Raw genomic sequence first — 12,598 nt, 5'->3', positions numbered from 1 at the left:
TCCCGCCATCACCCGCGAATGCGATAGGTGCACTCACGAGGGCCGCTGCACCCAGCGCAAGGCTGAGCACGATGGCGGGAACGCGTCGGACGAGCATCTTCTAACCTTTTCGGGCCTATCCAGGTGGAACAGCTCCCCCCGAGATGTCCCCATCCTCTGATGTCGGTCGGACCCATCGCCATTGTCCGGTGGTACTAGGACCCCGGCCGGCCGATGACTAGCCCGGGACTAGTTCGGGACTAGTCATCGACTAGTCATGGGCCCGCTCACTGCTGCGCCCACACCGCGGAGAGATCGAGGCCGTCGAGGGTCTCGGCGAAGACCCGGCGTACGCCGGGCAGGACGGGCACGTGGTTCTCGACGACGAGGACGAGGCAGCCCGCGGCCTCCGCGGACCGGGTGCCGGCGTTGGAGTCCTCGACCGCCAAGCACTCCTGGGGCGCCAGGCCGAGCGCGGCCGCGGCGGTCAGGTACGGCTCGGGGTGCGGCTTGCCCTGGTCGACCCGGTCGCCGGTGACGACGACCCGGAAGGTCTCGGCGGGCAGGCGGGCGACGATCGGCGCGACGAAGCGCTCGTACGACGACGTCACCAGCCCGCACGGGATGCCCGCGGCGCGCAGCCCCTCCAGCTGGTCGACGGCCCCGGGACGCCACGGGACGTCGCGCTCCACCCGGGCCACCACCCCGTCGAGGAGCTCCTCGACGATCCGCTCGGGGCTGACGTCGATGCCCATCCGTTCGCGCATGTACACCGCGGACGAGGTCAGCTCGTTGCCGACCAGGTTCAACGCGTCGGCCTCGCTCCAGCGGCCGCCGTACCGCTCGGCGATCTCGTACTCGGTCTCGATCCAGTACGGCTCGGTGTCGACCAGGGTCCCGTCCATGTCCCAGAGGACGGCCGCCGGCATCGCGCGCTCGGTGGTCCGCTGCTCAGTCATCGGGGTCGTAGCCGAGGTTGGGCGAGAGCCACCGCTCCGCCTCCGCGAGCGTCCAGCCCTTGCGGTCGGCGTAGTCCGCGACCTGGTCGCGACCGATCCGGCCGAGGACGAAGTACTGCGACTGCGGGTGGCTGAAGTACCACCCGGACACCGCCGCGCCCGGCCACATCGCCATCCCGTCGGTGAGCTCGATACCGGTCCGGGCGGTCACGTCGAGCAGGTCCCAGAGGGTCCGCTTCTCGGTGTGCTCGGGACAGGCCGGGTAGCCCGGAGCGGGGCGGATGCCTTCGTAGCGTTCGGCGATCAGCGCGTCGTTGTCGAGGTCCTCCTCCGGCGCGTGGCCCCAGAACTCGGTACGGACCCGTTGGTGCAGGCGCTCGGCGAACGCCTCCGCGAGCCGGTCCGCTAGGGCCTCGAGCAGGATCGCGGAGTAGTCGTCGTGCGCCCTCTTGAACTCGAGGATCCGGGCCTCGGCGCCTAGCCCGGCGGTGACGGCGAAGGAGCCCACGTGGTCGGGGAGCCCGGTCTCGCGGGGCGCGACGAAGTCGCCGAGCGACCGGTTGGGGATGCCGTCGCGGTGGTCGCCCTGCTGGCGCAGGTTGCGCAGGGTGGTCAGCACCTCCGAGCGCGACGCGTCGGCATAGACCTCGATGTCGTCGCCGACGGCGTTGGCGGGGAACAGGCCGAACACGGCGTTGGCGCGCAGCCACCGCTCCTCGATGATCCGGTCGAGCATCGCCTGGGCGTCGTGGAACAGGCTGCGCGCGGTCTCCCCGGTCGCCGGGTTGTTGAGGATGTCGGGGAACTTGCCCTTCAGCTCCCAGGCGTTGAAGAACGGCTGCCAGTCGATGAACTCGCGCAGCTCGGCGAGGTCGTAGTCCGCGAGCACGTGGATGCCGGGCGCTCGCGGCGCCGGCGGCTGGTACGCCGACCAGTCGATCGGGGTGCGGTTCGCCCGGGCCCGCTCGAGGGACACCATCGGGCGGTCGTTCTTGGTGGCGTGGCGGGCCCGCAGAGAGTCGTAGTCCTCCTTGATCTCGGCCATCAGCCGGGGTCGCTGCGCTGGGTTCAGCAGCGTCGCCAGGGTCGGCACCGAGCGCGACGCGTCCTTGACCCAGACGACCGGACCGTCGTACTTGCCGTCGACCTTGACCGCCGTGTGCGCGCGCGAGGTGGTCGCGCCGCCGACGAGCAGCGGGATGTCGAGGCCGCGGCGCTGCATCTCGGTCGCCACGCCCACCATCTCGTCCAGCGACGGGGTGATCAGCCCGGACACGCCCACGGCGTCGGCGCCGACCTCGACGGCCGTGTCGAGGATCTTCTGCGTCGGCACCATCACTCCGAGGTCGATGACCTCGAAGTTGTTGCACTGCAGCACCACGCCGACGATGTTCTTGCCGATGTCGTGGACGTCGCCCTTGACCGTCGCCATCACGATCGTGCCGTTGGTCTCCTTGGCGGTGGCGAGCTCGGGGTTGTCGACCTTCTCCTGCTCGATGAAGGGGATCAGGTAGGCGACGGCCTTCTTCATCACCCGGGCCGACTTCACGACCTGGGGCAGGAACATCTTGCCGGCGCCGAACAGGTCGCCGACGACGTTCATCCCGTCCATCAGCGGGCCCTCGATGACCTCGATCGGGCGGCCTCCGCGGGCGGCGATCTCGAGCCGGAGCTCCTCGGTGTCCTGCTCGACGTGCGCGTCGATGCCCTTCACGAGCGCGTGGGTGATCCGCTCCTCGACCGGCAGCCCGCGCCACTCCTCGGCCGCGGCCTCGGCGGTCTCACCGCTCCGGTTGTGCTCCTCCGCGATCTCGAGCAGCCGCTCGGCGGCGTCGGGCCGGCGGTTGAGGATCACGTCCTCGATCCGCTCGCGCAGCTCGGGGTCGACCTGGTCGTAGACGACGAGCGCGCCGGCGTTGAGGATCCCCATGTCGAGCCCGGCCTCGATCGCGTGGTACAGGAACACCGCGTGGATGGCCTCGCGGACCGGGTTGTTGCCGCGGAAGGAGAAGCTGACGTTGGAGATGCCGCCGGAGACCTTCGCGCCGGGGAGGTTCTGCTTGATCCAGCGGGTCGCCTCGATGAAGTCGACGCCGTACGACGCGTGCTCCTCGATGCCCGTCGCGACGGCGAACACGTTGGGGTCGAAGATGATGTCCTCGGGCGGGAAGCCGACCTCGTCGACGAGGATCCGGTAGGCCCGCTCGCAGATCGCCTTGCGCCGCTCGAGGTTGTCGGCCTGGCCGTCCTCGTCGAACGCCATCACGACCGCGGCCGCGCCGTAGCGGCGGCACAGGCGCGCCTGCTCGCGGAAGGAGTCCTCGCCCTCCTTCATCGAGATGGAGTTCACGATGGGCTTGCCCTGGATGTTCTTCAGGCCCGCCTCGATGACCTCCCACTTGGAGGAGTCGACCATCACCGGCACCCGGCTGATGTCCGGCTCGCTGGCGACCAGGCGGGTGAAGCGGTCCATCGCCGCCACGCCGTCGATCATGCCCTCGTCCATGTTGATGTCGATGACCTGCGCGCCGTTCTCGACCTGTTGCGCGGCGACGCTCAGCGCCGTGTCGTAGTCGCCGTCCTTGATCAGCGTCCGGAAGCGCGCCGACCCGGTGATGTTGGTGCGCTCGCCGACGTTCACGAACAGGCTGTCGTCGGTCACCGCGAACGGCTCGAGGCCGGACAGGCGCAGCGCCGGCGCCGCCTCGGGCACCTCGCGGCCGGCCTTGCCCTCGACCGCCCGGGCGATCGCCGCGACGTGGGCCGGCGTGGTGCCGCAGCAGCCGCCGACGAGGTTGACGAACCCGGCGGTCGCGAACTCCTCGATGATCGCGGCGGTCTCCTCCGCGGCCTCGTCGTACTCGCCGAACGCGTTCGGCAGGCCGGCGTTGGGATAGCACGACACGAAGGTGTCCGCGACCCGGGAGATCTCGGCGATGTAGGGCCGCATCTCCTTCGCGCCGAGCGCGCAGTTGAGCCCGACCGCGATCGGGCGGGCGTGGCGCACGGAGTTCCAGAACGCCTCGGTGACCTGTCCCGACAGGGTGCGGCCGGACGCGTCGGTGATGGTCCCGGACACGATGACCGGCCACCGGCGCCCGTGCTCCTCGAACAGCGACTCGACCGCGAAGATGGCGGCCTTCGCGTTGAGGGTGTCGAAGATCGTCTCGATGACGAGCAGGTCGGCGCCCCCGTCGACGAGGCCACGAGCGGCCTCGAGGTACGCCGCCACCAGCTCGTCGTAGGTGACGTTGCGTGCCCCGGGGTCGTTGACGTCGGGTGAGATCGACGCCGTCCGGGTGGTGGGCCCGAGGGCACCGGCGACGTAGCGGGGTCGGTCCGGGGTGCTGACGGCGTCGGCCTCACGGCGCGCGAGCAGCGCGGCCTCGTGGTTGAGCTCGTAGGCGATCTCCTGCAGTCCGTAGTCGGCCAGGGAGACGGCGTTCGCGTTGAACGTGTTGGTCTCGATGATGTCCGCGCCGGCCGCGAGGTACTCCCGGTGGATACCGGCGATGATCTCCGGCTGGGTGAGCGTGAGGAGGTCGTTGTTGCCGACCAGGTCGCTCGGCCAGTCCGCGAACCGCTCGCCGCGGTAGCCGGCCTCGTCGGGCCGGTCGCGCTGGATCGCGGTGCCCATCGCCCCGTCGAGCACCAGGATCCGCTCGCCGAGGGCCCGGGTCAGCTCCTCGGTGCGGTCGGGGCGCAGGTGCGGTGAGCGGGACAACGCGACTCCTCTCGGTCCGCCCGGACGGCGGCACTGTCCAGCGTAGGAACGGTGTCCACGAGCCGGACGCTCTATCCAGATCGTGACACCGGGCCACGACCGGGCGGAAATCCTCACCGAGTGGTGCGGAGCGCCGCACTAGGCTGGAGGGGTGATCGAGCTCGAGGACGTCCCGGACCTGGTGGACCCCGTCGTCATCGCGGCCTTCGAGGGCTGGAACGACGCCGCCGAGGCCGCCTCGTCGGTGATCGACCACCTGATCCGGGTCTGGGGTGCGCGCGTCATCGGGGCCGTCGACCCCGAGGACTTCTACGACTTCCAGGTCAACCGGCCGGTGGTCGGGTCCGACGAGTTCGGGCACCGCCGGCTCACCTGGCCGAGCACGCAGATCGCGGTCGCGTCGCCTCCGGACCTCGACCGGGACGTCATCTTGATCCGCGGCATCGAGCCCAACATGCGGTGGCGGCAGTTCTGCGCCGAGCTCCTGGCCGCGTGCGACGACCTCGGGGGCGAGCTCGTGGTGACCCTCGGGGCACTGCTCGCCGACACGCCACACACGCGGCCGATCCCGGTCAGCGGCACCGCCACCGAGCCGGAGCTGGTCGACCGGCTCAAGCTCGAGCAGTCGACGTACGAAGGCCCCACCGGCATCGTCGGCGTGTTCCAGGACGCCTGCGTCCGCGTCGACGTCCCCGCGGTGTCGTACTGGGCGGCGGTCCCCCACTACGTCGCCCAGCCGCCGTGCCCGAAGGCCACCCTCGCGCTGCTCGGGCAGCTCGAGGACCTGCTGGAGGTGAGCATCCCCCTCGGTGACCTCCCCGAGGACGCGCGCGCCTGGGAGCGGGGCGTCGACGAGCTCGCCGAGGAGGACGAGGACATCGCCGACTACGTCCGTGCCCTCGAGGAGACCCGCGACACCACCGACCTGCCCGAGGCGTCCGGCGAGGCCATCGCCCGCGAGTTCGAGCGCTACCTCAAGCGCCGCCACGACGACGACTGACGACGACTGACGACGACGGACGCTGGGACGGGCGGTCCGGCGCGACCCGGGTGCGACCCGGATGCGGCCGGTGCGGTTGCCGTTTGGTCACCAACCGCAGGTGGGAGCGCTCCCGGACTGTCGTTGGTGACCAAACCGCAGAACTTCCCAGGAGCGGCGTCAGCCCAGGGCGGTGCGGACCTGCTCGGGTGACATGGTGACCGGGGTCTGCAGGAGCCACTGCACGGCGAAGGGGTCGCGGACCCGCCCGCCGCGGGCCCCGTAGGGCTGGTCGGCCACGGGGAAGATCGAGACGGCGCCGTTCTGGATCATCTCGGCCGCGATCGCGTCGGGCTCGTCGGTGACGACGTCGAGGACCGGGCCCGGCGTGCCCGTCGAGGCCGGCGCGGGGTCCGTCTCGTCCTGGTCCTTCAGGGTCAACGCGGTGCCGAAGACCTCCAGCTCCGCGAAGACCACTGACCCGGCGACCTCGTAGCGGACGACCTCGGTGGCGCCCAGATGGGCGACGTACCAGCGGATCGCGGCGTCAGCGTCGGGGACGACGAGCTTCGGGCGAAGTGCGTTCTGTGACATCGCACCAGCGTGGCGCACCGTGCGGGCCGTGTCTTGAACGAATGGGAGACCTCGCTTCGGGCTCAGCCGAGCCAGAGGGCGAGGCCGAGCGCGGCGTCGAGGGTGGCGAGCATCCGGACCCCGGCCTCGGGGTCGGTCGTGTCGGCGAGGCCGTCGGTGCCGAGGGTGGCGTCGACCCACCGGTCGACGGCGGCGGTGGCGAGGGGGGCGTCGAGGTCGTCGGCGAGGGCCGCGAGCACCTCCGCCACCACCGGGGCGGCCGGCGCACCGGCGCCCAGGGAGAGGGCGCGCCGCCAGCGACCGAGGTCGTCGACGGCCGACCACAGCTGCTCGTCGGTCCACTCCCAGTCCGAGCGGAAGTGGTGGCGCAGCAGCGCCAGGCGGATCGCCATCGGGTCGACGTCGCTGTTGCGGAGGGCCGAGACGAACACGAGGTTGCCGCGCGACTTCGACATCTTCTCGCCGTCGTAGCCCACCATGCCGGCGTGGCTGTAGACCTGGGCGAACGGGGTGCCGGGTACGGCGACCTGCGCGTGCCCGGCGCACATCTCGTGGTGCGGGAAGACGAGGTCGCTGCCGCCGCCCTGCACGTCGAAGGCGCCGCCGAGGTGCCGTTGCGCGATCGCGGTGCACTCGATGTGCCAGCCGGGTCGGCCGGGGCCCCACGGGCTCGCCCAGGACGGCTCGCCCGGGCGCTCACCGCGCCAGACGACGCAGTCGAGCGGGTCCTTCTTGCCGGGACGGTCGGGGTCGCCACCGCGCTCGGGGAAGATGTCGAGCATCCGCTCGCGGTCCCAGCCCGACTCGGCGCCGAACGCCGGATCGGCGGTGACGGAGAAGTAGAGGTCGTCCTCCACCCGGTAGATCGACCCGGCGGCCTCGAGCCGGTGGATCAGGTCGATGACGAGCGGGATCGACTCCACGGCGCCGATGTAGTGGTCGGGCGGCAGCACGCGCAGCGCGGTCATGTCCTGACGGAACAGCTCGGTCTCGCGCTCGGCGAGCTCGACCCAGTCGACGTGCACCTTGTCGGCACGCTCCAGCAGCGGGTCGTCGACGTCGGTCACGTTCTGGACGTAGGTGACGTCGTGGCCGGCGTTGCGCCAGGCGCGGTTGAGGAGGTCGAACCCGACGTACGTCGCCGCGTGTCCCAGGTGGGTCGCGTCGTACGGCGTGATGCCACAGACGTACATCCGGGCGGCACCCTCGGGCCGCGTCGTCACCTTGGCGCCCGCCTGGGTGTCGTGGAGCGCCACCGGCGGTCCCGGAACCGGGAGGGTGGGGATCTCCGGGGCAGGCCAGGCTCGCATGGGGCGCAGCCTAGCCGGGGCCCGACTGGATCCGAGACGGGCTCGGTCTCGCTACGGCCCGTCGCGACCTCCTCCGTAGGTCGCGGGACCACTCGACCTGGCTGCTGGTCCCGGCCTTCGCAGGCTCAGGCCGGGGCAGCTCAGAACGGGGGCCACGGGATCGCGGGCCACTCCCCGGCAGGGGACGGCATGACGGCCCGGTCGGCGAGCCGGCGGCAGCGGCGTACGAACGCCTCGATCTCCGGGTCGGTGAGGTGGGCGGCCAACGCATCGCCGAGGGAGCCGCGGGCCTCGATGGCGAGCCGGTCGGCGACCGCGACCTCGTCGGCCGTGAGCGGCTCCCCCAGCCAGCCCCAGAGCACCGTGCGGAGCTTGTGGTCGACGTGGAACGTGACCCCGTGGTCGACGCCGTACCGGTGGCCGTCGGTCATCTCGAGCACGTGGCCGCCCTTGCGGTCGGCGTTGTTGACCACGATGTCGAAGACCGCCATCCGGTGCAGGGCCGCGGAGTCCTCGTGGATCAGCGAGACCGGCCGGTCGTGGCCGTCGAGGCCGTCGAAGACATGCCGCCATCCGGGCGGCACCTCCCCCTCGGCGACCAGGGTGACCGCGACCTGCTCGTCGTCGGGCTCCTGCCAGCGCTGCACCATCCCGGGCCCGTGGGGGCCGTCGCGCAGCCACGTCTCGGGCACGACGTGCCACCCGGTCGCCTCGGAGACGAGGTACGCCGCCCGCTCCCGGTCGGCCAGGGTGCCGTCCGGGAAGTCCCACAGCGGGCGCTCCCCCGCCACGGGCTTGTAGACGACCCGGACGCCGCCGATCTCGCCCACGAACGTCGCGTTCGAGGCGGGCATCACCCGGCCGTGCAGGACGAGCTCGCCGTCGACCAGGTCGACCGTCGGGTCGGCGCCGGGAACCGTGCTCACGGATCGCGACGCCGGAAGCCGTTCGCGCGGACGCACAGGTGGCCGTCCGGGTCGATCGGGTTGCCGCAGAAGGGGCAGCTGGGCCGGCCGGCCTCGAGGACCTGCTCGGCACGGCGCACGAACGCGCGCGCCGGCCCCGCGGGGATCCGGACCAGGAGCACCTCGTCGGGCTCGGGCTCCTCGAAGTCCTCGTCGAGCTGGTCGGGCGTGATCACGGCGGCCTCGGTGTAGGGGAACACCTCGATCACCACCCGCTGGTCGCCGGGGTCCCACGACAGCGTCATCGTGCCGGCGCGGAACTCCTCCTCGATCGGCTGCTCGAGGGGGTCGGAGTCCTCCAGGCCGAGCGGGGCGACCGCGGGGATGATCGCGTCCCCGGGCTGGCTGGCCATCACCTCGTCGAGCAGCTCGTCCACCCGCTCGGCGAGGGCCTGCACCTGCTGCTTCTCGAGCGCGACGCTCACCAGCCGGGTCCCGGAGCGGGCCTGCAGGAAGAAGGTCCGCTGGCCGGGCGGGCCGACGGTGCCGGCGACGAACCGCTCCGGCGGATCGAATCCATGGACGACTGGCATGCCCTCACCCTAGGGCGTCACCGAAGGGCCGGCGCCGCCACCGACCGCGGCGTCGTCGGCTCGCCGGGACCGCTTCCGGGTCCGTGGGGGCGCCACCCAGGACAGGTCCCCGGCGTGGCTGTTGGTCGCCAGCACGTACGGGCGGGCGCCGGTGTAGCGGATCGCCGACACGGAGGCGGGATCGACGTGGAGGCGCTGGAACAGGTCCAGGTGCATGCCGAGCGCGTCGGCCAGCACCGACTTGATGATGTCGCCGTGGCTCACGGCCACCCAGACCGCCCCGGGACCGTGCTCGGCCTCGACAGCCGCGTCGAGACGGCGTACGGCGGCGACCGCCCGCGCCTGCATCGCCGACATCGACTCGCCATCCGGGAAGGCCGCCGCGGACGGCTGGGACTGGACCAGCCCCCAGAGCTTCTCCTTGGCCAGCTCCTTGAGCGGGCGTCCCTGCCACGCGCCGTAGTCGCACTCGGTGATCCCCCGCTCGGTCGTCACCCGGGTCGCCGTGGGGTGGGCCGCCGCGATCGCCTTGGCCGTCTGGCGGCAGCGTTCGAGCGGGCTGGTCACGATCGCCGACAGCGGCAGGCCCGCCAGCCGCTCACCCGCCCGAGCGGCCTGGGCCGCACCGGTCTCGTCGAGCCGGACCCCGGGGAGTCGTCCGGCGAGCGTCCCGGACGCGTTGGCCGTGGTCCGGCCGTGCCGCACGAGGATCACGGTTGCCATGGCGTGGACTGTAGTGGGACTACGGTGGCCGGGTGATCGTCGACTGCGCCCTGTACCGCGACGGCAAGCGGGCGGAGGGCGGCACCCACTGGCGGGAGCTGCGGGCCAAGGCGGACCGCGACGGTGACTTCGTCTGGATCGGGATGCACGAGCCCTCGACGACCGAGGTGCACGAGGTGGCCGAGGTCTTCGGGCTCCACTCACTCGCCGTCGAGGACGCCGTCAAGGCGCACCAGCGGCCCAAGCTGGAGCGCTTCGAGGACAGCGTGTTCCTGGTGCTCAAGACGCTCTGGTACGTCGACGAGGAGGACGCCGTCGAGACCGGCGAGATCGCCATCTTCGTCGGCGACGACTTCGTCGTGACGGTCCGCCATGGGCGGGGCAACGAGCTGCACTCGGCCCGCGAGGAGCTGGAGACCAGCCGGCGCGTGCTCAGCCACGGGCCGAGCGGTGTCCTGTACGCGGTGATCGACCGGGTCGTGGACGAGTACCTCGACGTGGTCGACGAGCTGATCGTGGACGTCGACGAGATCGAGGCGTCGGTGTTCTCGGCCGAGCGCACCCACGACTCGGCCCGCATCTACGTGCTCAAGCGGGAGCTCGCCGAGGTCCGCCGGGCGGTGCTGCCGCTGCGGGAGCCGCTGGTGCGGCTGGCGGGCGGCGACGAGCCGACCGTCACCGACCAGGCCGCCCCGTTCTTCCGGGACGTCGCGGACCACCTGGCGCGAGCGGCCGAGACCGTGGACTCGCTGGACGCCCTGCTGTCCACCGCCTTCGACGCCTACCTCGCGCAGATCTCGGTCCAGCAGAACGACGACATGCGCAAGATCTCCGCCGGAGCGGCACTGGTGGTCGTGCCGACGCTGATCGCCGGGATCTACGGCATGAACTTCCGGCACATGCCCGAGCTGGACTGGACCTTCGGCTACCCGTTCGCGCTCGGGCTGATGGCCGCGGTCGCTGCCGGGCTGTGGGTGCTGTTCAAGAAGTCCGGCTGGTTGTGAGTCAGGCCGCGATCACGCCCGTGCCGACGAGGACCAAGGTCGCCGCGCCGAGCGCGATCCGGTAGAGCACGAACGGCGCGTAGGACCGGGTCGTGACGTAGCGCAGCAGCCACGCGATCGCGGCGTACCCGACGATGAACGAGACGATCGTCGCGACGATCGTCGGGCCCCACCCGTAGAGGTTGTCGCCGTTCGGGACGTCCTTGAGCTCGAAGAGCCCCGCGCCGATCACGGCCGGGATCGCCAGCAGGAACGCGTAGCGGGTCGCGGCCTCGCGCTCGTAGCCGAGCAGGCGCCCCATCGACAGCGTCGCGCCCGAGCGCGAGACCCCGGGGATCAGTGCGAGCGCCTGTGCCAGCCCCATCAAGATCGCGTCGCGCAGCGTGATCTGCTTGATGGTCTTGTCGGTGCCGCCGATCCGGTCCGCGAGCCCGAGGATCAGACCGAGCACGATCAGCGTGGTGCCGATCAGCCAGAGACTGCGGAAGTCGCGCTCGATGACGTCCTTGAGCGCGATGCCGAGCACCACGATCGGGATCGACCCGGTGATGATGAACCAGCCCATCCGGGCGTCGAGGTGGCCGCGGTACTCCGGGCGGAACAGCGAGAGCACCCACGCCCGCCCGATCCGCCAGATGTCGTGCCGGAAGAACAGCAGCACCGCGACCTCGGTGCCGATCTGGATGACCGCCGTGAACGCGGCGCCCGGGTCGCCCCAGCCGAAGACCTCCGGGTAGATGCGCAGGTGTGCGCTGCTGGAGATCGGGAGGAACTCGGTGAGCCCCTGGATGAGCCCGAGCACGACGGCCTGCAGGAAGTCCACCACGGCCGGAACTCTACGGGCGCCCGCTGGGCGTGCCGCTGCGGGCCGGGCTGGTGTCGCCGACTACCTTGTCGCCATGCAACAGCGGCGTGTCGGAACGACCGGCCTCACCGTGTCCCGCCTGGCACTCGGGACCATGACCTGGGGCCGGGACACCGACGAGCACGAGGCCCGCGACCAGCTGATCGCGTTCGCGGAGGCGGGCGGCACGCTCGTCGACACCGCCGCCGGTTACGGCAACGGTGCGTCCGAGGAGCTGATCGGCACCCTGATCGGCGACGTCGTCGCCCGCGACGAGGTCGTCATCGCGACCAAGGCCGGCATCTCGGCGCGCCGGGGCGGCCGGGAGTACAACACCTCCCGCGGCCACCTCCTGCAGACCCTCGACGCGTCGCTGCGCCGGCTCGGCATCGACCACGTCGACCTGTGGCAGGTGCACATCTGGTCCGACGACACCCCGCTCGAGGAGACCCTGGCCGCGCTCGACGCCGCGGTGCAGAGCGGGCGGGCGGCGTACGTCGGGGTGTCGAACTACTCCGGCTGGCAGACCGCCCAGGCGGCCACCTGGCAGCGCGCGGTGCCGGGACGCACGCCGCTGGCCTGCACCCAGGTGGAGTACTCCCTGCTCAACCGCGCGGTCGAGCACGAGGTGCTCCCCGCGGCCGCCGCGCTCGGCCTCGGCGTGCTGCCGTGGTCGCCGCTGGGCCGCGGGGTGCTGACCGGCAAGTACCGCACCGGGACTCCCTCGGACTCGCGGGCGGCCTCGTCCCACTTCGCGAACTTCGTCAACCCCTACCTCGACGAGCGCTCCTCGGGGATCGTCGAGGCCGTGGCGCGCGCCGCCGACGGCCTCGGCTGGACGCCGCTGGAGGTCGCGCTCACGTGGGTGCGCGACCGGCCTGGCGTCACCGCCCCGGTCGTCGGTGCGCGCACGGCCGCGCAGCTGCGCGGCGCGCTCGGCGTCGAGGAGCTCAGCCTGCCCTCCGAGATCACCGACGCCCTGGA

11 protein-coding genes are annotated in these 12,598 nt (G+C 71.7%); 3 read left to right on the top strand and 8 right to left on the bottom strand.

Annotation, left to right across the window (positions count from 1 at the left end; translation table 11 throughout):
- Positions 1-266: 266 nt before the first annotated feature.
- Entirely contained in the window at positions 267-938 is a 672-nt protein-coding gene (locus VGD85_RS04420) for an HAD family phosphatase (protein WP_331062229.1), read from the bottom strand.
- Positions 931-4,644: a methionine synthase gene (gene metH / locus VGD85_RS04415; RefSeq protein ID WP_349257080.1), complete on the bottom strand. Its 3,714-nt coding sequence runs from the start codon at positions 4,642-4,644 to the stop codon at positions 931-933. Before metH ends, VGD85_RS04420 begins: the two co-directional genes overlap by 8 nt.
- 169 nt (positions 4,645-4,813) lie before the next feature.
- Here metH and VGD85_RS04410 point away from each other — a divergent pair, with 169 nt between their 5' ends.
- Positions 4,814-5,662, top strand: a complete 849-nt coding sequence (locus VGD85_RS04410) for a PAC2 family protein (protein ID WP_331062227.1) — start codon at positions 4,814-4,816, stop codon at positions 5,660-5,662.
- Positions 5,663-5,821: 159 nt separating this feature from the next.
- Here VGD85_RS04410 and VGD85_RS04405 read toward each other — a convergent pair whose 3' ends face one another.
- The 5 genes from VGD85_RS04405 to VGD85_RS04385 all read right to left on the bottom strand — a co-directional run bounded on the left by VGD85_RS04405 (position 5,822) and on the right by VGD85_RS04385 (position 9,766).
- Positions 5,822-6,235, bottom strand: coding sequence for a VOC family protein (locus VGD85_RS04405; RefSeq protein ID WP_331062226.1), 414 nt, complete (start codon positions 6,233-6,235; stop codon positions 5,822-5,824).
- A 62-nt stretch (positions 6,236-6,297) separates the two neighbouring features.
- Positions 6,298-7,545, bottom strand: a complete 1,248-nt coding sequence (mshC, locus tag VGD85_RS04400; protein WP_331062225.1) for a cysteine--1-D-myo-inosityl 2-amino-2-deoxy-alpha-D-glucopyranoside ligase — start codon at positions 7,543-7,545, stop codon at positions 6,298-6,300.
- Between the two features lie 140 nt (positions 7,546-7,685).
- Entirely contained in the window at positions 7,686-8,471 is a 786-nt protein-coding gene (locus tag VGD85_RS04395; RefSeq protein WP_331062224.1) for an SCO1664 family protein, read from the bottom strand.
- Positions 8,468-9,043 carry a DUF3090 domain-containing protein gene (locus VGD85_RS04390; RefSeq protein WP_331062223.1) on the bottom strand — a complete coding sequence of 192 codons (576 nt, stop codon included), beginning with the start codon at positions 9,041-9,043 and terminating at the stop codon, positions 8,468-8,470. The genes VGD85_RS04395 and VGD85_RS04390 overlap by 4 nt, the downstream gene beginning before the upstream one ends.
- Before the next feature lie 9 nt (positions 9,044-9,052).
- A complete protein-coding gene (locus tag VGD85_RS04385; RefSeq protein WP_331062222.1) occupies positions 9,053-9,766 on the bottom strand; it encodes a histidine phosphatase family protein in 714 nt (237 codons plus the stop codon).
- A 32-nt stretch (positions 9,767-9,798) separates the two neighbouring features.
- On the opposite strand from VGD85_RS04385, the gene corA reads away from it, so the two are divergent.
- The gene (corA, locus tag VGD85_RS04380; RefSeq protein WP_331062221.1) at positions 9,799-10,770 is read left to right on the top strand and encodes a magnesium/cobalt transporter CorA; all 972 of its coding nucleotides are present in this window, start codon (positions 9,799-9,801) and stop codon (positions 10,768-10,770) included.
- Between the two features lies 1 nt (position 10,771).
- Here the strand turns inward: corA and VGD85_RS04375 are convergent, their stop codons facing one another.
- Positions 10,772-11,596: an undecaprenyl-diphosphate phosphatase gene (locus tag VGD85_RS04375; protein WP_331062220.1), complete on the bottom strand. Its 825-nt coding sequence runs from the start codon at positions 11,594-11,596 to the stop codon at positions 10,772-10,774.
- Positions 11,597-11,669: 73 nt separating this feature from the next.
- Here VGD85_RS04375 and VGD85_RS04370 point away from each other — a divergent pair.
- Positions 11,670-12,598: aldo/keto reductase (locus VGD85_RS04370; protein ID WP_331062219.1), on the top strand; the 929-nt coding region annotated here is incomplete at its 3' end.

This window comes from Nocardioides sp., assembly GCF_036401255.1.
Lineage (GTDB): Bacteria > Actinomycetota > Actinomycetes > Propionibacteriales > Nocardioidaceae > Nocardioides.
The sequence above is the reverse complement of the archived record's forward strand: the minus strand, read 5'-3'. Positions and strand labels throughout refer to the sequence as shown.